We start from the raw sequence: 23,811 nt of genomic DNA on the forward strand, positions 1-23,811 counted from the left end.
TGCTACATTCGCCCCTACCTTAGAGCCGTGCTCTACGGGATCGCCGCCGCCACCGCCGCCCTACTTCTCGCCGCCGTACTGGCGGCGCTGCTCCGGGTGCCCGCGCTGCGGGCGGGCATCGTGGACCGGCGCCGGCAGCGGCCCCTGCCCCTGCTCGGCGGGCTCGCCGTCGTGGCCGTCACCTGTCTGGTGGCCTGGGTGGGTGAGTGGACCCGGGTCGCTCCGCTCGGCGAGGGGGTCGTGCGGCTGCTCGTCGCCGCCGCCGCTCTCGCCGCGCTGGGCCTGGTGGCCGACGTCTGGCGGCTTCGCGCGCGCGTGCTGGCCGTCGGTACGGCGGTGGCGGCCGTCTGCGTGGTGCCGTACGACGAGACCGGGGTACCCGGCGGGATCCTCGCGGTCGGCTGGATCGTCCTCGCGTCGCTCGCCTTCAAGGGGCTCGACCATGCGGACGGGCTGGCCGGGACGGTCGGCGTGGTGACCGCCTTCGGGGCCGGTGCCCTGGCCGCGGCCGAGGTGATGGACGGGCTCGCGGTGCTGCTCAGCGTGTTCGCGGCCGCGCTCACCGGCTTCCTGATGCACAACTGGCATCCCGCGCGGATCGGGCTCGGCGCGTGCGGCTCGCTGTTCACCGGGTTCCTGCTGTCGTCGTCCGTGGTCTTCACGCGCGCGGGGTACGGCCTCGGGCCGAGCGCGGCGGTGGTGTTCTGCCTCGGCGCGGTCGCCCTCGCGGACGCGGTCCTGGTGGTGCTGGTACGGCGGCTGTCCCGGCGCGCGCTGCTGCGGCGCGGCCCGGACCATCTCGCGCACCGGCTGCGGCGGCTCGGGCTGACCCCGCCGGGGGCGGTGGTGCTGCTGGGGGCCGGCGCCTTCGCGGCGGTGACCGTCGGGGTCCTCGTGCACACCGGGTGGGCGGGGCGGGAGGCCGCGCTCTGGGTGGCCGGCGGGGCGCTGCTCACCGTTCTGGTGCTGGCTCGTATCCGTGTCCGTATCCCCGCCCAGGCGCCTCGACAGGCTCCGTCTTCGCAGGTCAGAGGGCAGGTGCGGAGCCAGTTGCGTGTAAGGAACGGATAAGAGTTGAGTCCGGCTGACTCAGGTCTGTTGACCCCGGCGCATCGCTCGGGCACACTTGAGCCTGTTCCACTCAAGTCAGCTGGAGGAATCAACCATGGCACGTGCGGTCGGCATCGACCTGGGCACGACTAACTCCGTCGTCAGCGTTCTGGAAGGCGGCGAGCCCACCGTCATCACCAACGCCGAGGGCGCCAGGACCACGCCGTCCGTCGTCGCCTTCGCCAAGAACGGCGAGGTGCTCGTCGGTGAGGTGGCCAAGCGCCAGGCCGTCACCAACGTGGACCGGACCATCCGTTCCGTGAAGCGCCACATGGGCACCGACTGGAAGATCGCGCTGGACGGGAAGGACTTCAACCCGCAGCAGATCTCCGCGTTCATCCTTCAGAAGCTGAAGCGGGACGCCGAGGCCTACCTGGGCGAGAAGGTGACCGACGCGGTCATCACCGTCCCGGCCTACTTCAACGACTCCGAGCGCCAGGCGACCAAGGAGGCCGGCGAGATCGCCGGTCTGAACGTCCTGCGCATCGTCAACGAGCCGACCGCGGCCGCGCTCGCCTACGGCCTCGACAAGGACGACCAGACGATCCTCGTCTTCGACCTCGGCGGCGGCACCTTCGACGTGTCCCTGCTGGAGATCGGCGACGGCGTCGTCGAGGTGAAGGCCACCAACGGTGACAACCACCTCGGTGGTGACGACTGGGACCAGCGTGTCGTCGACTACCTGGTCAAGCAGTTCCAGTCCGGCCACGGCGTGGACCTGTCCAAGGACAAGATGGCTCTCCAGCGCCTCCGCGAGGCCGCCGAGAAGGCCAAGATCGAGCTGTCCTCGTCCACCGAGACCTCGATCAACCTGCCCTACATCACCGCGTCCGCCGAGGGCCCGCTGCACCTGGACGAGAAGCTCACCCGCGCCCAGTTCCAGCAGCTGACCGCGGACCTGCTGGAGCGCTGCAAGACGCCGTTCCACAACGTCATCAAGGACGCCGGCATCTCCATCAACGAGATCGACCACGTCGTCCTCGTCGGTGGCTCCACCCGTATGCCCGCCGTCGCCGAGCTCGTCAAGGAGCTGACCGGCGGCAAGGAGGCCAACAAGGGTGTGAACCCGGACGAGGTCGTCGCCATCGGCGCCTCGCTCCAGGCCGGTGTCCTCAAGGGTGAGGTGAAGGACGTCCTTCTCCTCGACGTCACCCCGCTGTCCCTCGGCATCGAGACCAAGGGCGGCATCATGACCAAGCTGATCGAGCGCAACACGACGATCCCGACCAAGCGCTCCGAGATCTTCACCACGGCCGAGGACAACCAGCCGTCCGTGCAGATCCAGGTCTACCAGGGCGAGCGCGAGATCGCGGCGTACAACAAGAAGCTCGGCATGTTCGAGCTGACCGGTCTGCCGCCGGCGCCGCGCGGCGTCCCGCAGATCGAGGTCTCCTTCGACATCGACGCCAACGGCATCATGCACGTGACCGCCAAGGACCTGGGCACGGGCAAGGAGCAGAAGATGACCGTCACCGGCGGCTCCTCGCTGCCGAAGGACGAGGTCGACCGCATGCGCGAGGAGGCCGAGCGCTACGCGGAGGAGGACCACAAGCGCCGCGAGGCCGCCGAGGCCCGCAACCAGGGCGAGCAGCTGGTCTACCAGACCGAGAAGTTCCTCAAGGACAACGAGGACAAGGTCCCCGGTGAGGTCAAGACCGAGGTGGAGTCCGCCGTCGCCGAGCTGAAGGAGAAGCTCAAGGGCGAGGACACCGCCGAGATCCGCACCGCCACCGAGAAGGTCGCGGCCGTCTCGCAGAAGCTCGGCCAGGCCATGTACGCCGACGCCCAGGCCGCGCAGGCCGCCGCCGGCGCCGAGGCCCCCAAGGCCGACGACGACGTGGTGGACGCCGAGATCGTGGACGACGAGCGCAAGGACGGTGCCGCGTGACGGAGGAGACCCCGGGCTTCGAGGAGGAGTCCGACGTCCCCTCCGGCGCCACCCCCGACGACGCCGAGTCGAAGGCCGCCCCCGAGGAGGGGGCGGCCCCGGCCGGGGACGTAAGTGCAGACGCGGGCCTGGTGGCCCAGCTGGACCAGGTGCGCACGGCGCTCAACGAGCGCACGCTGGACCTCCAGCGCCTCCAGGCCGAGTACCAGAACTACCGCCGGCGCGTCGACCGGGACCGGGTCGCGGTGCGGGAGATCGCCATCGCGAACCTCCTGACCGAGCTGCTGCCGGTCCTGGACGACATCGGCCGCGCCCGGGAACACGGCGAACTGGTCGGCGGCTTCAAGTCGGTGGCCGAGTCGCTGGAGACCGTCGCGGCCAAGATGGGCCTCCAGCAGTTCGGCAAGGAGGGCGAGCCCTTCGACCCGACCATCCACGAGGCCCTGATGCACTCGTACGCGCCGGACGTCACCGAGACGACCTGCGTGGCGATCCTTCAGCCCGGGTATCGGATCGGCGAGCGCACCATCCGCCCCGCGCGGGTGGCCGTCGCCGAGCCGCAGCCCGGCGCGCAGACGGTCAAGGCCGAGGGCGCCGAGGAGAAGGCCACCGAGGCGGACAAGGCCGACGACAAGGAGAGCGGTGGCCCGGACGAGGGCTGACGTGACAACCGGCGCAGTCGGAAAGGAGGGACGCCGGGGATGAGCACCAAGGACTTCATCGAGAAGGACTACTACAAGGTCCTCGGCGTCCCCAAGGACGCGACCGAGGCCGAGATCAAGAAGGCGTACCGGAAGCTCGCCCGCGAGTTCCACCCGGACGCCAACAAGGGCAACGCCAAGGCCGAGGAGCGCTTCAAGGAGATCTCCGAGGCGAACGACGTCCTCGGCGACCCCAAGAAGCGCAAGGAGTACGACGAGGCACGCGCCCTGTTCGGCAACGGCGGCTTCCGCCCCGGGCCGGGCGCCGGCGGCTCCTTCAACTTCGACCTGGGCGACCTCTTCGGAGGCGCGGGCGGCGCCCAGGCCGGCGGCTTCGGCGGCGGACTCGGTGACGTCTTCGGGGGCCTGTTCAACCGCGGCGGCACCGGTGCCACCCGCACCCAGCCGCGCCGCGGCCAGGACGTCGACACCGAGGTGACGCTGAGCTTCACGGAGGCCATCGAGGGCGCCACGGTGCCGCTGCGGATGTCCTCCCAGGCCCCCTGCAAGGCCTGCTCCGGCACCGGCGACAAGAACGGCACACCGCGCGTGTGCCCGACCTGCGTCGGCACCGGACAGGTCGCCCGGGGCTCCGGCGGCGGCTTCTCGCTGACCGACCCCTGCCCCGACTGCAAGGGCCGCGGCCTGATCGCCGAGCACCCCTGCATGGAGTGCAAGGGCAGCGGCCGCGCGAAGTCCTCGCGCACCATGCAGGTCCGCATCCCGGCCGGGGTGACCGACGGGCAGCGCATCCGCCTGCGCGGCAAGGGCGCGCCCGGCGAGCGCGGCGGCCCGGCGGGCGACCTGTACGTGACCGTCCACGTCGGCAGCCACCCGGTCTTCGGCCGCAAGGACGACAACCTGACGGTCACCGTGCCGGTGACGTTCGCGGAGGCGGCCCTGGGCGGCGAGATCCGGGTGCCCACCCTGGGCGGCCCGGCCGTCACCCTGAAGCTGCCGCCCGGCACGCCCAACGGCCGCACCATGCGCGCCCGCGGCAAGGGCGCGGTCCGCAAGGACGGCACCCACGGCGACCTGCTGGTCACCGTCGAGGTGAGTGTTCCGAAGGACCTGTCGGGGAAGGCTCGTGACGCGCTCGAGGCGTATCGCGAGGCGACCGCGGGCGAGGACCCGCGGGCGGAGCTGTTCGAGGCTGCGAAGGGAGCTTGAGAGAGATGGACGGCCGTCGACGTAACCCGTATGAACTGACCGAGGAGACCCCGGTCTACGTCATCTCGGTGGCGGCCCAGCTCTCCGGACTCCACCCGCAGACACTGCGCCAGTACGACCGCCTGGGCCTGGTCTCCCCCGACCGCACCGCCGGCCGGGGCCGCCGCTACTCGGCCCGCGACATCGAGCTGCTCCGCCAGGTGCAGCAGCTGTCGCAGGACGAGGGCATCAACCTGGCCGGCATCAAGCGGATCATCGAACTGGAGAACCAGGTCGCCGCCCTCCAGTCCCGCGTCGCGGAACTGGAAGCGGCCCTGGACGGCGCGGCGGCCACCATGCGCCAGCGCGAGGCCGCCGTCCACGCCTCCTACCGCCGCGACCTGGTCCCGTACCAGGAGGTCCAGCAGACCAGCGCGCTGGTCGTGTGGCGACCGAAGCGGCAGCAGACGGACTGATGTGAGTGGAACAGGACAAGGGGCCGACGGGAGCAATCCCGCCGGCCCCTTCGTCGTTCCCGGGATCAGTCGCCCATGCCGACCTCGGGGGCCGGCCGCTGGTGCTCCGGCGGGGCCTGCTGGGGCTGCTGGACCGGCGCGGCGGGCCGTTCCGAGCGGTTCAGATTGACACCGGGCAACCAGAGGTCCGAACCGGGAACCTCGGGGGCCGGCCGCGGGGCGGCGGGCTTCGGCTCCTTCGGCGCCACGGGCCCCTGCTGAGCGGCGGGCTTGGGCCCCTTCGGTTCCACCGGCTGGACCGGTTGCGCCTGCTGCACCTGCTCCTGCTGGGCAGCGTTGTCCCTTTCGGGTGACGACAGGGCGTTGCCCGGGCCTCCTGAGCCTCCCGGGCCGCCGGCCGCCGGACCTTCCGCAGGGCCCTTCTCCGGGCGCTGCCAGCGCTCCGGGACGGTCGACCGGTGCTGTACGGCGGTGACGTCACCCTCCTGCGCCGCCGCCACCGCGCGGGCGCGCAGGGCGCTCTGCCGGGCGATGGGGGAGAAGCCGGGGGCGGCGTTGCCCGTCTCGGAGGGCAGCCCACGCAGGCCCATGGCGTTCAGCTGCTGCTGGAGACCGGACTCCGGGGGGAACACCTCGCGCGGCAGCTGCCAGGAGGCGGCCCCGTCCACGTCGACCCGGTGCTCGCGGCCGTCCACGGAGAAGGTGAGCCCGTAACCGATGTACTGGTCGTCCCGGTCGAACATCAGGTCACCGGAGATCTCCCCGCCCCGGTCGCGCACCTCGTGGGCGAGGTCCTGGAGGGCGGGCGGCAGCGGGTTGGTACGCCCGAGGCTGGTGACGTATCCGTCGGCCTCCACGACGCCGCGGACCGGGTTGCCCGCCTGGTCCTTCTCCTCGTAGGGGACGCGGAAGCAGGTACGGCCGGACTCGTCCTGGTACGTCTCGACCGCGCCGACCCGTGCGTTGCGGAAGGTGAGCCGCCCGTCGCCCTCCTCGCCGAACTCCTTCAGCATCTTGGGGAACTGCACCTGGTGCAGCAGTGCCGGGGGCGGCTCCGCGCCGACGATGGTGACCCGGGCCTCGGGGTTCTGGAGCAGGATGATCTCCGCATTGGCCACTCCGGTCCCGCCGGCGCCCGCGACGACCCAGTGCTGGGCGGCGCTGGGGTCGAACCGGCTCTCGGCGACCTCGTCCCCGAGCAGCGCCCGCCCCGGTGCCGCCTCGCGGGCCGCCTCCCACTTCTCGGTGGCGGACAGCGCGGTGAAGCAGTTCTCGATGCGCTCCGAGGCCTGGTCGGCCGGCCCGGTCAGCACGTCCTTCCAGGCGGAGTTCTCCAGGGCGCTCAGCAACGTGCGGGTGTCCATGCCCGCGCGCTCGGGGTCTTCCAGCCACTCGCGCATCTCCCGGGTGCCGGGGACCTGCTGTCCCTCCAGCTCCCGCAGCCTCTCGCCGAGCACCCGTACGGCCTCCGCGCGGCTCTCCACCGGAAAGGCGCCCCGCGGCATTCCCGGCACGACCTCGGGGGTCAGACCGGTGGAAATGCTGGGCACACCGTCGCACCCGACCCACAGAGCGGTCTCCCGCTCGGTTCCGTCCGGGCCGAACGGGCGTATCTCGGCGAGGAGGTCGCCGTCCTGCCCGAGATGCAGCCGGGCGTGGCCGTTCACCACGTCGCCCTGGGTGGCGAGGTGGTCCTCCCAGATCCGTACGGCCTCGATGGGCACACGGCGACGAGGATCGGGGACCGCGCCGTACGGGTCGACGCCCATCCACTCGGCCAGGTCCCGGTCCTGGTCGGCCGACTGCACGATGCCCTCGCCGGGGTCCAGGTGCCAGCGGCCCACACCGTCCACCAGGAGGGCGTCCGGGTCGCGTCCGGTGAGGCTGGCACCGCCGCCGATCACCACCTTGCGCCGCGGCAGCTCCCCGGCGGCCAGCTGCTCCTCCAGAGCGCGTACGGTGCCCTCGCTGACCTGGGACCGGTAGGCCGCCCACTGCTCGGCCGCCGCCGCCAGCTGGTCGCGGGCCAGCGGCACCCCGTTCTGGTCGTACCCCGGCATCGGCATGGCCACGTCCCGGCGCCCGATGAACGCCTCGACCTGCCGCTCCGCCCGCACGGCGGCCTCGCGGCGGGCCTGGAGGGCGGTGGCGTCGGCGGGGGGAAGGTTTTCTATGGGCTGGGCGAGGGCGTCGACGAGGCGTTGTGCGTCTCCGCTCAGATACGCCTTGGACGTGAAGCGGCGGAAGCGTGCCGCATCGAGTTGCTCCTTGTGCGCCTCCGCCTCACTCGCGGCGGCGGACGGCCGCAGCCCGTACTGATCGAGCAGAGCGGAGAAGTCGGCACGTGCCTCGGCCCGCTGCTCGTCCGAAAGGCCTGTGTCGGAGAAGCGGGCGGCCAGCCAGTTCAGCTCGCCGATGCGCCCGTGGTCCTGGCTGGACAGCTCGGACTGCTTGGCGACGTCGGACTCCGGATCCAGCAGGCTTTCGCGCACCGGCGCCAGCCCCTGACTCGACCGGTCCCGTACGGCGACGAGTTCGCCCACCTCGTGCGCGAGGACACGGGGCAGGTGTTCGTTCGGCAGCCGGTCGGAGACCTGCACGATGTACTGGTCCGACGTCGTGTTCGTCACCGTCCGGGCGACGGCCCCCGTCTCCATGGGTACGGCGTCCAGCCACAGGGTGGCCTTGCCGCCCTGGGTGTCCTCCAGAACGAAGTATTCGCGCTTGTCCTCCGCCTGCGCTTTTTGCAGGGAAGCGAATCGATCCCCGAGGACGGTAGCGGCCACGGCGCCTAGCTCGCGTTCGGCCGTGGCGATCAATGTGGACTGCTGGGCCCGCAACTCCGCGTTGGTGGCCGTGTCGCTCATGTGGATTTCCTCCCCCGTATGTTTCTGTACGCACCCGACGAACAGGCCATAGGATCATGACATGTTGACAGCACGCTCTTCGTCCGAAGCACACCTGTACATGGACCTGCATCCCTGTACGTGCGGTTCCGGGGACTTCGAACGCCGGCACCAGCTGGAACAGCACGGTGACGACCTCGTGGCGGTCTATGAGGGCGTGTGCCGGCAGTGCGGTGAGAACCGCCGCTTCGTCTTCCGCATGTCCGAGGAGTTTCCGCCGCCTCCCCCCGCATTCGGTGGCTCGGAGCCGTCCCGGATCATCGATCCCGGGGAATTCGCCGAAGTGGCCTTCCGAATCTCCGAATCAACGGGCGTTCAGCTCCTCAATACGCCTCCGTCCGAGCGTTACAAGCTGCGCGGCGCGGTGGCCTACGCGGTTGCAGCATTCGAGGAGATTCTCAAATTCATTCCGCCGGGCCAGAACGCCGTTCCCGCTGCGGCCTTCACCTCCGAGCGGGGCAGGGCTCGTTACCAGCAGGAGCCGGGCAAGTTCGACCGTGACCTTCTGGAGATGAACGTCCGGGACGCCCAGGCTGTCCTGGACATCATCGACGAGTCAGGCGCTCCGAGCGACCCGAACTGACTCAGTCCAGCTGCTCCGTCACCCCGTTCGGGTGCACCAGCAGCCGGATGGCGCCCCCGTACCGGTTGTCGTTGATCGTCGCCGGGGTGGGGGCGCCGAGCTGCTGGGCCCGTTGCTGGAGGATCGACAGGATGACCTCCTGGATGTCGCCGTAGGGCGGGGCGGTGACCGGGACGCCGTCGATCAGCCCGGCGTTGGGGGAGAAGACGTGCACCTGGGCGTCGGTGCCCGGGGCGGGAGCAGGGGGCGTCGGTTCGGTCATCGGGATCCTCGCAGAGTGCCGTCAGTCGTAAGGGGCGGGTCAGGACAGGGGGTCCTCGGCCCGCTGGTAGGTGCCGCGTGAGACGCGTTCCAGGCGGCCCGACTTCACCAGGGCGGACAGGACGTTGCTGATGGTCTTCGACGGGTCGCCGTAGACCCCGGGCGGCAGCGCGCGCTGGATGTCGCGGGCGGAGAACGGTCCCGGGAAGGCCGCCACCGCGCGTTCCACCGCCGCGCGGATGCTGGGCACGGTGGCGGGACGGCGGCGCTGCTCGGGAACGGCCGCCGTGCCGGTGCCATGGGTGACGGGGCCGTCCGGGGCCGGGTGCGGAAGGTGGGTGTGGAGCCGGTGCAGGGCCCCGCGGATGGTCGCGAGCCCGTCGTCGGCGCCGTCCCCGGTCGCGGCCAGCATGGTCGCCACCGTCTCGATGTTGCCGAGGCTCACGGCCAGCTCGCGCAGCAGCGGGTTGATCACGTCCCGGCGCAGCGCGGCCACCGGGTCCTTGGTGGCGAGTTCCACCGAGACCGACCCGCCGAGCAGACGGGGTCCGGGCGCGGAGTCGTCGGCGGGCTCCGGGACGAGGGCGGCGACGGCGGCGCTCACGGCGCGGATCTCGCCGAGCGCCTCCGGACGGACGTCGCTGCCGGGCAGGCAGGCCAGCATCGCGACGAACTGCTCCAGGCTGGCCAGCGCGGGCAGGGTCGCGCGCACCAGCGGGCCGAGCAGGGCCTGTCGTACGGCCTGGGCGGGATCCTCGTACGAGAAGGGGGTCCGCTCCCCGGCCCCGGCCGCTGCCATGTGCTCGTTCCCGCTTTCCGTGTGCCACCCGGTCGGCCCGGGGTCTGCTGTGCTGAGGGTGGGTAGGGGGTGCTCCGGCTCCTCGGGGCCGTGCGGTGGCTGGTCCTGGAGGAGGTCGAAGGCGTCGAGGATCTGCTCCAGGCTGGGCAGGCCCTGGTCGGAGGGGCGGGGACGAATCGTTTCGGCGGTGCGGGAGCGCAGCCGGGCCAGCCGCCGGGCCTGGTCGTCGGCGCCCTCGGCGACCCGCGTCGGCAGGTCGCCCGAGGCGTCCCCGATGCCGAGGGCGCGGCGCATCCGGCGGCGGTCCTCGGGGGTGGTGGCCGCCGCGTAGCCGTAGGGCTCGGCGTAGGCCACCGCGTCCTGGAGGCACTCCGCCCACAGCGGGCAGGAGGCACACAGGTCACGGGCGGTGCGCAGCAGGACGAGATGCTGGCGCCGCTGTTCGGGCGTGGTGCCGGGAACCCCGGCGGAGTCCGGGGCGTTCTCCAGCAGCGGGTGCTGGAAGACGTCCGGACGGCGGCGGCAGGGCAGTGCCGCGTCAGGTATGTACGCCTCCCGATGCCGTTCGCGCACGCGAGGCGCGGGCAGTGCGGGCAGCGTCGTTCGACGTGCCAGGCGCATGTGTGAAGTCCCCCGTGGTGATCCTTGAGCGTTGGGGACTCTAAAGCACCTGTCAAAACGGCTGCAACGCATGTGCAAACCGCGTACAGAGCTGAGACAGTGACGCGACGAAACGTTCACAACAGCATCAACGGTCCCGTCGCTTGGCCGCCCTGACGTGGGATTGGTTCTCCGGCCCCGCCCGCCGCACCCGCCTGAGCAGCGCTTTCGCCGTGCCGCCGCGCAGCGCCAGCACACAGAGCAGGCCGATGAAGCCGATCGGGACGCCGGTCTGCGGTGCGAACATCCCGATGCCGGAGGCGATGAGGAGGACCAGGTCCGCGAGGACGACGGTGACTCCGCGCCGGCCCGGGTGCTCCTTGACCATCCAGGCGCCGAGCAGTGCCATGCCGGAGAGTGCCCAGTAACCGAACACGGTCTGGCCGGTGAGCAGGGAACTCGCCGTGCCGCGCGCGTTCTCGCCCGCGGCGGAGAGATACCCGGCCAGGGCCGCCGTCAGCACGGTCGAACCCAGGGCCAGCAGCAACTGCCCCCGGCGGCGCAGCAGCCAGACGATCGCGCCGAGCACCAGCAGGGTGCAGACCGTGATGAAGGAGGAGCCGCTCTGGGCCGCGAGCGCCACGAGCGTGTACGCGGCGGCCAGGCCGAAGACGACCCGCGGGAGAAGGCGGACGGCCCAGGTGTCGTTCTTGTCCTGGCGGACGAAGCGACGGATCAGGTCGTGGGTTCTTGTGTTCATCCGGGCGTCGTTCCCGTCGTCGTCCTGCCCTGGGCAGGCGCTGGTGCTGCGGGGTGTGCCGACCGCCCGTTGCCCGGCCCGCGGCCCGCCCGCGACCGGTTGTCCGGGCGGACGAGCGGCGGTCGGGGCGGGCATCGGAGCGGCTCCTTCTGGTGGCGGGGCGGGGGATGGGGCGGGTTACTGGGTGCGGCCGCGCGGGTCGCGGGGGTCGCGGGGCGGCGGCATGTGCGGCGCGGACGGCGGCTCGGGCGCCGGGGGGCGCGGAGCGGGCGGCTGGGGCCGGGGCGCTGCCGGCTGCGGCCGGGGTGCCGGCGGCTGGGGCTGCGGCTGCGGTCGCGGCTGGGGAGCCGGTGCCGGAGCCGGGCGCTGCGATGCGGGCGCCGGTGCCGGGGCGGCCGGCTGCTGCTGGGCCGGGGCCTGGCGCTGCTCCGGTGCCGCGGTCTGCTGGGGCGCCTTCCCGGCCGTGGAGCTGCTGATCCGGCCGCTGGGCCGGCGGGTGGCCGGCTTCTCCAGGTTCGGCGGCGCGGCCGGCGGCTGCTCCATGGCGTCCTCGTAGTTCTTCTGGACCGTCTTCGCCTTCTGGTACGCCGCCTTGCGCTGCTCCCGCTTGGACTGGCCCAGCACGCCCCAGCTCTGGAGCTTCTCGCGGCCCTTGCCCTTGAAGGCCGTCCGGTCGACGGCCCAGGACACTCCCCTGGCGGTGGAGCCCGCCACCCGGCCGCCGGCGCGCGCCGCTCCGGCGGCGGCAGCGGGGGCCGTGATTCCCGCCTTGCTCGCGACGGCGTTCGCGGTGTCCCGGATACCCAGCATGTCCTCGCCGCCCGCGATCTGCGGGGTGAAGTTACCGGCGAGCAGCTTCTTCAGCATCATCACGATGGCGATGGTGACCAGCAGGAGCAGCAGCAGCTGGGTGCCGAGGGCGACCTTGGCCGGGAGGATCATCTGGTAGAGGACCAGCAGCACGGTGAGGATGACGCCGAAGCCCGCGCGCAGCACGAAGCTGTGGATGAAGGTCTCCAGCCAGCTCTTGAGCACCTTCTGCTGGGAGGGGTGGATGCCGATCGTGGCCACCAGCGGCAGCAGGATCACCAGGATCAGCGTCACGGCGTGCCAGAGCAGGGTGAGGGCGCTGAGCACGATGACCATCAGGCCGACGATGAGCGCGGCGACGATCGAGTAGAACGCGAGACCCACCCGGTTGCCGGCGTTCTTGCCGGCCCACTCGTTGAAGGAGACGTCGTAGATGCTGCGCTCTGTGCCCTTGTCGTCGCCCTTGTCGTAACCACCGGCGATCTGCCGGCGGATGGGCGTCCAGACGTGCATCATCTTGTCGTCCTGCGTCTTGTTGAACGCCTCCTTGTTGGTGATCGACTGGGCCACGACCTGTTTCACCCGCAGGTCCTCGCACCGGGCGCCGCGTCCGAAGTCGCAGAGCTTGTTCGGCTCCTTCGCGATGCAGGCGCCGCCCTCGATCTTGCCGCCGTCCTTCTTGAAGATGCAGTTCTTGCCCGGGTCGCCGAACTGGCCAAGGGCCCAAGGCCGGAAGGCGAGGGTGTCGTACATGGCGCAGCTGGAGACGCGCAGTCCGCGGTTGTAGACGCCGTTGGGCAGGTCGCACGGGGACTGCATCCTGCCGCTGGTGCCGGCGAGCACCGCTTCCGTGAGCGCCGAGTTGGCCTCGGCGATATAGCCGTCCGCGCTGCTGACGACATTGCTGTAGTTGTTGCCGGTCAGGAACGCGGTGACCGCGATCACCGTGAGCGCCGACCAGGAGATGCCCGCCCACACCTCGCGCATGTCGCCCTTGCGCCACTTGGTGAACACCCACAGGCCGACCAGCAGGATCATGACCGGTACGGCGGGCTCGAGGACGTTCTTCTTCAGCGACGCGACGACGCTGTCCCGGCCCTCGTACAGGCCGGAGAGCGGGCTGGGGTTGGAGGCGGACTCCTTGATGGAGATGGCCGCCCGCGTGAAGATCTTGGTGCCGTCGAAGATCGAGTTCGCGATGCCGTTGTTGACGTAGGACATGACGGAGCAGTGGTCCGCGCCGCTGCCGAAGTCGCCGTTGGCCTCGGAGGCGTCACCGCGGCCCTTGAACGTCTGCGACCAGTTCAGGCCGCGCATGGCGTCCAGCTCGTACAGCGTGTACTGGTCGGCGTCCAGGGGCATGTGCACCGCGCCGGTGACCGTGCCGCTGGGGTCGGTGAGCGAGCCGGCCTGCTGGCCCTTCTCCCACTGGGCGGTGGCCGCGAACATGGACTCGCCGTTCGAACCAGGTGTGTCCTGCGAGTAGTTGTCGTCCCCGGTGAAGTCGCACGCGAAGCTCGCGTAGGCCGACACGGGTACGGCGAGGGTGAGCGCCGTCAGCGTCAGCGCCACGAAGAGGACGGCACGGATCACCACACCTGCCTTGCCTATGGCGCGGTGCAGCGCGGTGCGCGAGGGCATCTGTAATCCTTCGGGACGCGGGGACAGGTGGGGAGGCGGGGCGAGCGCCGGATCAGCTGGGGACGTAGTTGGTCAGCACGCAGCCGTCGACCAGGGCGGGCTCCTTGGTGTAGCCGCCTGGCACCGAGAAGTTCGGCTCGCAGCTCAGGAACTTCAGCTTCGACTTCCGCATGCCCTGGATGGCATCCGCGTCCATCAGGACGACCGCGAAGTCCGCGCCGACCAGCATCTGCTTGTGGTGCTTCTTGAGCGCGGTCTGGAACTTCTTCATGTCCGGGGTGAGCAGCAGCGTGATCGGAGTGCCGTTCTTGTCCTCGCACACGGCGCGTTCCTTGATGCCCCAGGACGGGTCCTCGGCCTCGCCGCCGGCGCCCCACGACTGGTTGCTCTCGGTGTTGTTGTCGTAGGCGGTGCCGGACTGGGTGTTGCCGCAGGTCGTGTACTGGCCCACGTACTTCGCGGCCGCCGCGACGGTCGTGGCCGAGGGCAGATCGGAAGCCGAGCCGCTGCCGCCCTTCTTGTCGCCGCCGCCACCGCCGCCGCACCCCGCCGTCGCCGCCAGGGCGACGATGCCGATGCCGGTCGCGAGTGCTCGGGTCATGCGCATGGTGTCTGTCCTGTTCCTGGGGGGTGGGGGTGCGGGCCGGCTACGCGGGCTGGGCGGTGCGGTCGGGCTCGGGCTGCGTCGCGCGGGCCGCCGGGTCCTCGTCCGCCTCCTGGAGGAAGGTCCACTGCCACACGCTCTGCGGCGGGTCGATGCCCTGGCGGGCCGGCCGGGTGGTGCCGTTGGTGTCCGTGGCGGCGAGGATCTCCTTGAAGACCAGGTCGACGGCGACCGTGCCGACGCGCTTGTCGGCGTCCCGCTGGAGGCACACACCGGTGCGCAGCTCCTGGAGGGCGGCGATCACCTTCGGGTCGTCCTCGGGGCGGCCGAGCAGCGGGGCGACCAGGGACGCCTCCTGGGCCGACTTCTGCTTGAACGCGAACACCGTGTGGATCTGGTTGGCGCCACCGCTGCGCGCCTCGGAGTCCTCGATCTGCACCAGGTCGATGGCCTGCTGGGTGATGAGCACGGTGACGGCCAGGTAGGAGCGGCCCTGCTTGAGCGCGCGGCGCATCAGGTCGCGGCCCGCCTCGGTGGCGGTGACGACGTACGCCTCGTCGACGAAGAGCGCCTTGGGGCGCAGGCCGACCTCGCCGGTGACCGGGTTCTTCTCGTAGCCGACGTCCAGCATCTGGCTGCCCAGCTCCACGACCGCCATCAGCGCGGTGGCGGCGAGGCGCTCGGCCGGGTTCCAGTTGCGCGGGTCGGAGGCCGCGGGGGACTGGAAACCGCGCAGGGTGATGACCGTACGGCGCTTGCGCATGCTGCTCAGCGGCTTCGGCTCGGCCGCGAACGCGAGCCGGGCGTAGGGCAGGGTGCGCAGCTCGGTCAGCAGCATCTGGGCGAGCTTGAGGTCCTTGGCGGCCTCGCGGTCGCCGGTCGAGACCGCGTGGTCGTACGACTCCACGACCTCGTCGACCACCTGCCACAGGGTCGGGCGCGGTACCTGCTGCTCGGCGTCGCGGGCGGACAGGCCCTGCTCGACGGCCTGGCGGATCGCGGAGTTGTAGCGGCCGACCACGGCCGCCATCGCCTCGATGACGGGCAGCCGGACCCGCTGGTAGTCCTCGTCGCCGAGGAAGCCGCGCAGCATCGACTCGGCCAGCAGCCGGCCGGAGGGGACGTCGCGGGCGATGACCCAGGGGTCGAGGACGCCGGCCTGGCCCTTGAGCAGGTCGACGACCTCGGTCTCCGCCCAGAACTCCCGGTTGAGGGGCTGGAAGCGGCTGTCCGGGGTGCCGAGGATGCCCGCCTCGGCGTCGGAGGCGAAGGCGGGGTCGTTCACCTGGGAGCCGAAGGCCAGGTAGTAGCACAGCTGGGCGAAGTCGGTCTTGGGGTCGATGACCAGGCAGCGGACGCCCGACTCCGACTCCTCGTAGAACTTCTGGAGCGCCAGCGAGGACTTGCCACCGCCGGACGCGCCGACGATGGCGAGGCCACCGCCGTCGTTGCGGGCCGGACCCACGTGCAGCGAGTAGTGGACCGGCATCTTGCCCGCCCAGCCGACCAGGTTGCCGACCCAGCCCAGGCGCTTGCCGGAGCGGGTCTCCGGGTTGTCGCCCAGCTCGGTGCCGGCGGTGGGCAGCCCGGCGCCGAGCTGCTCGACCTCCTGGAGCCGGATGTACGGCGCGATCGGCAGCTTGGGCGCGTCCCCGGGGAGCTGCGCCTGGAGCAGCCGCCACTGCATCCGGGTCGGGCGCAGCAGCGTGACCTTCAGGTCCTGCTTGAACTGCATCTCCAGCACGCGCCGGCGCCGCTCCAGCTCCTTCACGTCCGGTGCCGAGATGGTGAAGCGGATCTGCGCCTCCATACCCGGCATCTTGTGCTCCTCGATGTCGTCGACGAGCTCCTGGGCGCGGGTGACCTGGTTGGCCAGCTTGGTGTCCGGGGTGCGGCCGGAGTTGGCCATGTCGTTCATCTCGTCCACGAGGTTGCCGCGGATCTTGTCGGCGCGGTCCTTGAACTTCGGGTACGGGATGAGCGTGAACCGCATGTCGATCTCGACGGGGAAGTCGACGTGCTGCGCGGCGTAGCGGGCCCAGGCCGTGGACTGGCGGAAGCGGGTCTCCGCGGGCCAGTTGGCGGCGACCAGGGTGGTGGTGTAGCTGGTCTGACGTTCGCCGGTGACCTCGTCGTACTGGTGCAGCACGATGTGCGTCTTGCGGTTCTCGCCGGAGAAGTCGACGACCAGGTCGAACTGGTCCGGTCCCCAGGCGCGCGAGCCGAGCACCGGCTCCGGCGGCACCGGCAGATCGCCGTGCAGCGGCTTGCGGATCAGCCAGACCAGTTCCTCGCGGGTCAGCGGGGTGCCCTTGAGGTTCTCCAGGCTCTCGTGCACCTCGACGGCGACCTGCGTCCACTCGGCGATGACCGACGGGGACAGGTGCTCGTCGGCGACGCCCGTCGCGGTGGCCGCCGCGCGGTCGGCGGTGCTGCGCACACCCCGGAGCAGTCCGGGCTCGTCGTACGGCTCGTCGTCCTTGCCGAGCACGCCGGTGGAGCCGCTGGTGCGCTTGAGCGAGCCCAGCTTCACCAGCAGGATGTTCCGCTCCCGCTTGGCGCCGATCCGCTCCTGGTACTCGGCCTTGCGCAGGTTGTACGCCTTGTAGTTCTCGGTCGGGTCCCAGGCGATCGCGTTCAGCTCCTCCGCCCAGGTCAGCGCGGTGATCGGCTGGTACACCTTGCGGTAGTGGCACTCGACGTTGCGGTCACCGCGGGCCAGGTTGAGCAGACCGCGGGCCGGGCCCTCGGCCATCGCCTGGAGTTCGGTGCTGTTCAGGTACTCGTCGATGGCGTTGGGCAGCACCAGGCCGGTCCACACCGAGTCGCCGTGCACGAAGATCATGTCGTCGGCGTAGCGGTAGGGCAGCCGGAGGTCCTCGCGGCGGGCGGACGCGGCCCCGGACGACGAGGAGGACGGGCGGGAACGGTTCCCGGCGGAACCGCCGTTGCCGTTCTGCTTCTTCTTGCTCGACGAGGACGCCATGATCATGGCGACCACGAAGAAGGCGACGGCGCCGCCCAGGAGGATCAGCATGAACATGGGGTCACCTAGCGGTAGTAGACGTGGATCGGTCGGTCAGGAGCGGGCGGAGAACGGGGTGCCGCGCTCGGCGGCGGCCTGGCGGGCGGCGTCGTAGCGGGCCTGCCAGCGCGGCGAGCCGGGGGTCCAGAGGATCACCTGCCAGTGCAGCTCCTCCGGCTCCCGGTCCGCGGCCAGGCCCTGCAACCGCTTGGGCTGCCACCACCAGTCGGCCCACACCACCAGCTGCTGGCTGAGGGTGAGCGCCGAGGGCAGGGGCCGGCCCCAGACGAAGTAGATGGCGATCGGCGGCCCGAAGTACAGCGGCGACGTCAGGAACGACATGCCGAGGAAGGGCACGAACGCCGCGAGCGAGAACAGGGCGACCAGCCAGAGCAGCCCGAAGCCGAAGGCCGCGCCCAGGGCGGGCAGCAGCAGGCCGGGCAGCGGGATGTTGCCCCAGTTCCAGATGCGCTTGGGCCGGTTGACCAGGTCGGTGTGGTCGTACGCGACCAGCGGTTCCGGAGCGTCCTGACTCATGACCGCGCACTCCCCTCTTCCTACGTCGGCTCTCGGTTACGTCGGCTGCGGGCGGCTCAGTTGCCCTTGCCGCCGCCGATCTGGCCGCCGAGGTCGATGAGCAGGCCGGCCAGGCCGGTGGCGCCACCGATGATGAGGGCGGCGAGGGCGATCAGACCGAAGCCCTGGAAGGCCTCGCGCATACCGTCACCGCGCTTCATGGACATGAGCATGCGGATGCCGAGGATGAGCAGGGCGATGACGGCGACCATGGTGCCGGCGTCGCGGAGGATCGTCTCGATCCGTCCGAACATGTCGTCCAGGCTGCTGTTGGCTGCAAGGTACACGGTGTTTCCTCTCGGGTATGGCGTAGTGGTTCAAAGCAGGCGGGCGGACGGGGTCAGTGCCCGGAGTGCCGCTTGCCCTTGGTCGACTGGACAGTGGTGCCGGACGGCGACGGTGAGCCGGAGGCCGACGGGGTGCTCCCGGTGGAGTCGGAGGAGTCCGAGGAGTCGGTGGCGCCGGGCGAGGCGGACGGGTCCGTGGAGTCGCTTCCGTCGTCGGCGCGGCCGCCCTGCGGGTCGAGCAGACCGCCGCGGATGTCCTGGATGAACCAGCCCTGGGCGGTGTTCACCACGGTCATCCGGTAGGCGCGGCGCGCCGTCTGCCCGTTCGGGTCGCCCCACTCGACGACCACCCGCAACTGGACGGTCTGGCCGGTCGGATAGGTGTAGGGGTCGTTGCCCTGGAGCTTCGGCGGGACCAGCGCGACGACCTGGGTGACGTTGGGCTTCGACAGCCGGCCGGCCAGCCCGGACGTCGCGGACAGGGTCGCGCCGGGTGCGGTGAACCGTGCCATGGCGGTGGCGTCCGAGGCGCCCCAGGCCGTGAAGTAACCGGGCAGCACCTGGCTCTTCAGCTGGTCCGCCAGCTTCTCGTCGGTGACCTCGTGGTTCTGGTTGATCTCCGGCACGTCCGCGTGGGCGGGCAGCGGCATCTGGCCGACGTCGCCGGCGACGCGCATGCCCTCGCCGCTCGCGAGGTCCTTGACGTAGACCGGGACGGTCAGCTCGGTCAGGTTGCCGTCGGCCGTGCGGACCTGCACGCCCAGGTAGCGGCCGTGGTCGCCGTACTCGGGCAGGTTCTCCACGGTGCCGTCCCAGGTGGCGGAGACGGCCGTGCTGCTGCCCGTGCCGTTCCAGCCGCACTCGGGGTCGACGCCGGCGGAGGCGTACTGGGCGAGCTTGGCGCGCCGCTCGGAGTCCTTCTCCGGGGAGTACGTCATGCAGAGCAGCGCGTACTGCTCGGCGAGGCTCGCGGCCTGCTGGAGCGGGAAGTCGGTGAGCCGGTAGCGGGCGGCGTCGGACTCGTCCAGCGCCGCGCTGTTGTTCCGGGACGACACGCCGACCACCAGGCCCATGACACCGCACGAGCCGAGGGCCAGCACACAGGTGGTGACCAGGAGCGTGGCGCGCAGGGCGACATGGGTACGGCGTCCGCCGGAACCGCCGGTGGGGATACGGCCACCGGGCTTGGGGACGTCGAAGGCGCGGGCGGGCGCGGTGGCGGCCGCCTCGGTGGCGGAGGGCTTGCCGGCGGAGGGGGCGGCGGAAGCCGAGGGGGCAGCGGGGGAGGCCGTGCTGGCGGCCGTGGTGGTGGCCGGGGCGGTCGTCTGCGCGGGCGCGGGAGACGCGGCGGACTGTGCTGCGGGTGCGTGGGGCTGCGCCTGCGCCGGAGCGGTGACGGCCGGGGTCTGAAGCGATGCCGGAGCCGGGGCGGCCGGTGCCTGAGCCGATGCCGGAACGGTGACGGCCGGGGCCTGGGCGGATACCGGAGCCGGGGCGGCCGGTGCCTTCGCGCCGCCGTTCTTGCGCTCCTGCTTCGCCGCCTTCTTCTGCTCGTACGCCGCCTTGCGGGCCGCGCGCTCCCGCTCCCGCTTCTCCTTCTTCGACTCGGTCCGCGGGGTGGTCTCGCGCGGCGGCAGCGCCGGTACGGCGGCCTGGCCGGCCCGCGGCTGGCTGCGCACCCAGGCGGCGGCCACCTGCGCCCGGGCCGCGTCCGAGGCCATCGGCTGGGGTTGCTGGGGCTGGGCCTGCGGGGCCTGCTGCCCCTGCGCCGGCCATGCCGCTTGCGGGGCCTGGGCCTGCTGCGGGGCGTGCGGAGGACCGAAGGACCCGGGCTGCCCGGAAGGCTGGCCTGCGCCGACCGCGCCAGCAGAGCTGTTCTGGTCTGTCATCGAGTCGGTTACTCCAGCGAGTCGGTTCCCCGTCTGCCTGGCGGGCGCGACCGCGCCGTACGACGGGCCCTGGCCCGGCCAGGTGCGCTGGCAGTGTGACAAAGAGCCCGTGTCGCGGGCCGTGGCCGATTCCCGTCGGGAGCAGGCGAATTCCCGACGGGTGGTGTTCCGGGAAAACGGGCGGGGAAAGCGCCGGGGACTCGCCGGGAAGGAGGGGGGCCGCCCGGGCGGACGCTCGGCCCACAATGCGCACAGGCACGCCCGGGCGGTGTGCCCCGCGCAGTACCTCAGGACCCACGGCCCCGGCGAAGGACGAGAGTTGAGCGACCAGAACGGGCACCCCGAGCCCTCCGACCCGCGCGCCTGGACCGTACCCCCGCAGGCACCGGCGCCGGCCGCGCCGCAGCAGTCGGCGGCCCCGCAGATCGCCGTACCGCCGCAGGCCCTCCAGGCGTCCCGCGCCTGGGTCGACGGATACCAGCCCGGCGACCCGTGGCAGGCCCGGCTGTGTCTGGAAACGCCCTATGGCACCGTCGCCTACCCCCTCACTCCGAACACGATCCCCGACCTGCTCGAGCCGCTGGTCCTGGTGGCGCAGGAGCAGCAGGGGCTGCCGGTCGGACTGGACGCGGAACCGGAGCCGGCCCCGGCGAGCCAGGCCGTGGACGAGGACGACGAGGGGCTGACCACCCGTATCCAGAGCGGCCGCGCGGCCCGGCTGACCGGCTGGGCGGTGGTGCACGACCTGTGGGAGCGGGAGGACCCGACGGCCCGGATCGTGATGGGCGCCATCGTGGTGGTGCTGTTGCTGCTCGGTATCGTCCTGACCTGATCGCCCGGGTATCCGCGTGGTCGACGAAACGGGAGGAGCGCCATGCTGACGGAGAAGACGGGCCGTTCACCGCAGGATCTGGCGGCCGAGTTGGCGGCGCTGTCCGGCCTGGACTGGCCGTGGGTATGGGCGGGCCCGCCGCAGGGCGGCTCGCCGGCGTTCCGCGAGTGGTGTGCGCGGTACGCCTGGGAGCCCGAGAACGCCGAGGGGAACCTGATCGTACGGACCGCCGCAGGCGGTCGGCTGACCTTCGGCTCCGGCGGGCAGTGGAACCCCGTGGACCGGCTCGACCATGTCGCCTGGGACCTGGCGGCAGCGACCCCCGCGGACAACGAGCAGGTCATCGGCGCGGCCGCGGACGCATGGGCGCGGTACCTGGACGCCGCCGTCGGCGTGCTCGGCGCACCCCTGTGGACCGGTCCCTGGGACGCCCCGGACTTCCCGGAGCCCCCGCACGGCAGTTACTGGCCGAGCCGTGACTTCCGGCTCCGGAGCCGGCGCCCCTACCGGTTCGCCTACTGGCGGCCCGGCGCCGACGGGCCCTTCGTCGTCCTCGACCAGTCCGTGTCCTTTCCCACCTGGGGCCAGGCCGCGCCCGGAGGGTCCATGATCTGGCTGACGGTGCACCGGCCCGTCGACGGCGGGAGTGACCGGCCGTGAACGAGGCGGCACCCCCCTCCCAGGGCGAGATACAGCGGGCCATGGCACTGGAGGAGGAGCACCAGAGCCGACGGCCCCGCACTCCGGAGCAGGGCGCGGAGACCGCCCTGCGCATCTACCAGGACTGGCAGGCCCAGATCGAGGCCGCACAGGCCGATCCCCAGGGCCGGCCCGCGGCCCCGGACCTGCTGTCCTACATCAAGGGCGTCGCGGCCGAGGACTCGGTGACCCGGGCGGACCGCGGTGAGGTGCGGGCCTTCTGGTCCTGGCGGTCGCAGCCGGAGGGGGCGCCGCGCGAGGTGGGCCACCGCTACCTCGCCCAGGCCTGCGGCGAGTCCCGGGGCATGCAGGTGCTGGAGGACACCCCGGCCGGCCGCAAGTTGGACTCCTACTGGCTGTTCGAGGGGCCGGTGCGGCAGGCGCTGGCCCAGGACTTCCAGGTGGACGCCACCCAGCTGGAGGAGACGTCCAACCAGGTGTGGAAGACGGTCTCCGGCCGCTACGCCGAGGCGGCGACCGGTCCGGTGGTGGCGTTCGCGGCCGACATCGGCCGGGACTCGGTCCTGGGCGCCGACGAACTGCCCCGGCTGCTGGCCCACGAGAAGGTCGGCAAGGAGAACATCGAGTTCCCGATCGACATGCCCCGGCACGAGCAACTGCCGCGGGAGATCGACGAACTGATCGGCGACAAGACCCTGCGCTCGCAGTGGCGGATGGAGGACATCGACCCGACGGCGTCCACGCCCAAGGACTTCGCGCAGAAGCTGGCCGGGATGGACGTTCCCGAGCGGCTGAAGGAGACCCACGCGGCCGCCCTGGGACGGCTCGGTGCGGCGAACTCCTACGAGGAGCTGAACGCCCCCGCCCCGCAGCGGGAGCAGCGGACGCCGGCGATGCGGAACGAGTTCCTTCCCGGGGTGAAGATCCGGCCGGTCGCGATGCCCGCCGCCGCGCGTGCTCCGGCCTCCCAGCACGGTGTCATCAACCCGGCCGCGGCCCTCACCCTGCCGCCTCCCGCAGCCGTACAGCAGCCCACAGGAGTGGAGCGATGACCACACCCGCCGAACAGGCCGAGGAAGAGCCGCAGTTCTACTTCCCGGACGTGTACGCCTTCGTCTCCGACTACCTCGCCCAGATGATCCGCCGCCGGGTCAACGGCTCCTCGACCACCTGGTGCCCCAGCTGGTGGGAGCACCCGGAGGCGGGCGCGCGGCTGTCCGCGCTGTGGCTGGCCTGGGAGCATCTGCGCCAGGACCCGGCGCTCGGGATGTCCACGTGGTGGCTGCACCACGCCGACCCGCATCTGCGGGTCCTGATGGATCCCGACGGCGGCCCGTTCGCGGCCTGTTCGCCGAAGGGCGGCCATACGGCGTACCCGTTCGACCCGCTGCCGGTGGACCCGCGCCCGGCCTAACCCCGTACCTGCCCTGCGGCCTTCCCCGGGTTTCCTGGCTTTCCGTCCTGCTTTCCCGGGGTTTTCCCGTGGGGAATTCCCCGCACCCCCGCCGCTCCGCCGCCACCTACCGTGTCCCGGTCATCCCCCGTAACGCCGGTCGGATCAGGACAAGGGAGGCGCGGACAGGTGGAGTTGCCGACGGAGAACAGGCGCACGGCAGTGCTCGCCCTGGCGGTGCTCGGCGTTCTGCTGGCCGCCGTCCTCACGGTGTTCACCGTCTTCGACGGCGGCGACGACCAGCAGAGCGGCGACGGTGGTACGGCGGCTTCCGCCTCCGCCCCCGCGAACCAGGGGCAGGGCGGCACGGACGGCGGCACCGGCCGGCCGGGGCCGGGCGCGGCCACCCCGATCGTCTCGCTCACCGATCTGGCCAAGGCCCACCAGGTCATGGCCCGGTACATGGCCGGGCTGAGCACCTACGACCACGACAGCAGCCAGGCGTCCTGGAGCGCGCCGCTGATCGGGCTGACCACCGACGAACCGCAGATCAAGCAGGCGACCGTGCTGCCCAGCGGCAAGGTGTGGGCGACCTGCAAGGCCGAGCAGTGCTCCTCGAAGGGCACCGCCGTCGTGGAGCGGGACGCCCTGATCGCGGACGACCTGGTGCGGGGCAGCGGCCGGACCATCTCCAGCCTGGTGAAGGTGACCACCACCCGCGTCGCGGCCGGCAAGACCACCACCGAGTCCGCCGAGTGGCTGGTGTCCGCCAAGGAGGACAGCGGCGCGTGGCTGGTCTCCGGGTTCAACGTCTTCGGGCTCGGTGACCTCGGCTCCGACGAGTCGGGGGAGTGAGTCCGG

21 protein-coding genes are annotated in these 23,811 nt (G+C 71.7%); 11 read left to right on the forward strand and 10 right to left on the reverse strand.

Annotation, left to right across the window (positions count from 1 at the left end):
• Positions 1–27 precede the first annotated feature (27 nt).
• The 5 genes from ACZ5CZ_RS35560 (at position 28) to ACZ5CZ_RS35580 (ending at position 5,324) form a co-directional block, all read left to right on the forward strand.
• Entirely contained in the window at positions 28–1,071 is a 1,044-nt protein-coding gene (locus ACZ5CZ_RS35560; protein WP_385841742.1) for an MraY family glycosyltransferase, read from the forward strand.
• Positions 1,072–1,165: 94 nt separating this feature from the next.
• On the forward strand, positions 1,166–2,998 hold the full coding sequence (dnaK, locus tag ACZ5CZ_RS35565; RefSeq protein WP_385841743.1) for a molecular chaperone DnaK: 1,833 nt from the start codon (positions 1,166–1,168) through the stop codon (positions 2,996–2,998).
• Positions 2,995–3,660: a nucleotide exchange factor GrpE gene (grpE, locus tag ACZ5CZ_RS35570; RefSeq protein WP_385841744.1), complete on the forward strand. Its 666-nt coding sequence runs from the start codon at positions 2,995–2,997 to the stop codon at positions 3,658–3,660. Before dnaK ends, grpE begins: the two co-directional genes overlap by 4 nt.
• 39 nt (positions 3,661–3,699) lie before the next feature.
• On the forward strand, positions 3,700–4,869 hold the full coding sequence (gene dnaJ / locus ACZ5CZ_RS35575) for a molecular chaperone DnaJ (protein ID WP_385841745.1): 1,170 nt from the start codon (positions 3,700–3,702) through the stop codon (positions 4,867–4,869).
• Between the two features lie 5 nt (positions 4,870–4,874).
• Entirely contained in the window at positions 4,875–5,324 is a 450-nt protein-coding gene (locus tag ACZ5CZ_RS35580; RefSeq protein WP_385841746.1) for a heat shock protein transcriptional repressor HspR, read from the forward strand.
• 65 nt (positions 5,325–5,389) lie between these two features.
• Here ACZ5CZ_RS35580 and ACZ5CZ_RS35585 read toward each other — a convergent pair whose 3' ends face one another.
• Entirely contained in the window at positions 5,390–8,191 is a 2,802-nt protein-coding gene (locus ACZ5CZ_RS35585; protein WP_468948836.1) for a hypothetical protein, read from the reverse strand.
• Between the two features lie 61 nt (positions 8,192–8,252).
• Here ACZ5CZ_RS35585 and ACZ5CZ_RS35590 point away from each other — a divergent pair, with 61 nt between their 5' ends.
• A complete protein-coding gene (locus tag ACZ5CZ_RS35590) occupies positions 8,253–8,813 on the forward strand; it encodes a hypothetical protein (RefSeq protein ID WP_468948838.1) in 561 nt (186 codons plus the stop codon).
• Position 8,814: 1 nt separating this feature from the next.
• On the opposite strand, the gene ACZ5CZ_RS35595 is transcribed toward ACZ5CZ_RS35590, so the two are convergent.
• From ACZ5CZ_RS35595 to ACZ5CZ_RS35635, 9 genes are all read right to left on the reverse strand, one after another.
• Positions 8,815–9,075, reverse strand: coding sequence for a hypothetical protein (locus tag ACZ5CZ_RS35595; protein ID WP_468948840.1), 261 nt, complete (start codon positions 9,073–9,075; stop codon positions 8,815–8,817).
• 39 nt (positions 9,076–9,114) lie between these two features.
• A complete protein-coding gene (locus ACZ5CZ_RS35600) occupies positions 9,115–10,494 on the reverse strand; it encodes a WhiB family transcriptional regulator (protein ID WP_468948842.1) in 1,380 nt (459 codons plus the stop codon).
• Between the two features lie 127 nt (positions 10,495–10,621).
• Complete coding sequence (locus ACZ5CZ_RS35605; protein WP_468948844.1) at positions 10,622–11,233, reverse strand: hypothetical protein; 612 nt, start codon at positions 11,231–11,233, stop codon at positions 10,622–10,624.
• 177 nt (positions 11,234–11,410) lie between these two features.
• Positions 11,411–13,684, reverse strand: a complete 2,274-nt coding sequence (locus ACZ5CZ_RS35610; RefSeq protein WP_468948846.1) for a hypothetical protein — start codon at positions 13,682–13,684, stop codon at positions 11,411–11,413.
• A gap of 52 nt (positions 13,685–13,736) precedes the next feature.
• Positions 13,737–14,285, reverse strand: coding sequence for a hypothetical protein (locus ACZ5CZ_RS35615; RefSeq protein ID WP_468948847.1), 549 nt, complete (start codon positions 14,283–14,285; stop codon positions 13,737–13,739).
• A 46-nt stretch (positions 14,286–14,331) separates the two neighbouring features.
• Positions 14,332–17,331: an ATP-binding protein gene (locus tag ACZ5CZ_RS35620; protein WP_468948849.1), complete on the reverse strand. Its 3,000-nt coding sequence runs from the start codon at positions 17,329–17,331 to the stop codon at positions 14,332–14,334.
• A 36-nt stretch (positions 17,332–17,367) separates the two neighbouring features.
• Complete coding sequence (locus tag ACZ5CZ_RS35625) at positions 17,368–17,850, reverse strand: hypothetical protein (RefSeq protein ID WP_450788184.1); 483 nt, start codon at positions 17,848–17,850, stop codon at positions 17,368–17,370.
• A 56-nt stretch (positions 17,851–17,906) separates the two neighbouring features.
• On the reverse strand, positions 17,907–18,176 hold the full coding sequence (locus ACZ5CZ_RS35630; RefSeq protein ID WP_450788182.1) for a hypothetical protein: 270 nt from the start codon (positions 18,174–18,176) through the stop codon (positions 17,907–17,909).
• Between the two features lie 53 nt (positions 18,177–18,229).
• A complete protein-coding gene (locus ACZ5CZ_RS35635) occupies positions 18,230–20,065 on the reverse strand; it encodes a conjugal transfer protein (protein ID WP_468948852.1) in 1,836 nt (611 codons plus the stop codon).
• A 319-nt stretch (positions 20,066–20,384) separates the two neighbouring features.
• On the opposite strand from ACZ5CZ_RS35635, the gene ACZ5CZ_RS35640 reads away from it, so the two are divergent.
• The 5 genes from ACZ5CZ_RS35640 (at position 20,385) to ACZ5CZ_RS35660 (ending at position 23,805) form a co-directional block, all read left to right on the forward strand.
• Positions 20,385–20,897: a hypothetical protein gene (locus tag ACZ5CZ_RS35640; protein ID WP_468948854.1), complete on the forward strand. Its 513-nt coding sequence runs from the start codon at positions 20,385–20,387 to the stop codon at positions 20,895–20,897.
• 42 nt (positions 20,898–20,939) lie between these two features.
• Complete coding sequence (locus ACZ5CZ_RS35645) at positions 20,940–21,557, forward strand: hypothetical protein (RefSeq protein ID WP_468948856.1); 618 nt, start codon at positions 20,940–20,942, stop codon at positions 21,555–21,557.
• On the forward strand, positions 21,554–22,609 hold the full coding sequence (locus ACZ5CZ_RS35650) for a hypothetical protein (RefSeq protein WP_468948858.1): 1,056 nt from the start codon (positions 21,554–21,556) through the stop codon (positions 22,607–22,609). Before ACZ5CZ_RS35645 ends, ACZ5CZ_RS35650 begins: the two co-directional genes overlap by 4 nt.
• The gene (locus ACZ5CZ_RS35655) at positions 22,606–22,971 is read left to right on the forward strand and encodes a DUF4913 domain-containing protein (protein ID WP_385841762.1); all 366 of its coding nucleotides are present in this window, start codon (positions 22,606–22,608) and stop codon (positions 22,969–22,971) included. Before ACZ5CZ_RS35650 ends, ACZ5CZ_RS35655 begins: the two co-directional genes overlap by 4 nt.
• 168 nt (positions 22,972–23,139) lie before the next feature.
• Complete coding sequence (locus ACZ5CZ_RS35660; RefSeq protein ID WP_468948860.1) at positions 23,140–23,805, forward strand: hypothetical protein; 666 nt, start codon at positions 23,140–23,142, stop codon at positions 23,803–23,805.
• Positions 23,806–23,811: the final 6 nt, after the last annotated feature.

The sequence above is a fragment of the Streptomyces sp. NPDC031418 genome (assembly GCF_055581605.1).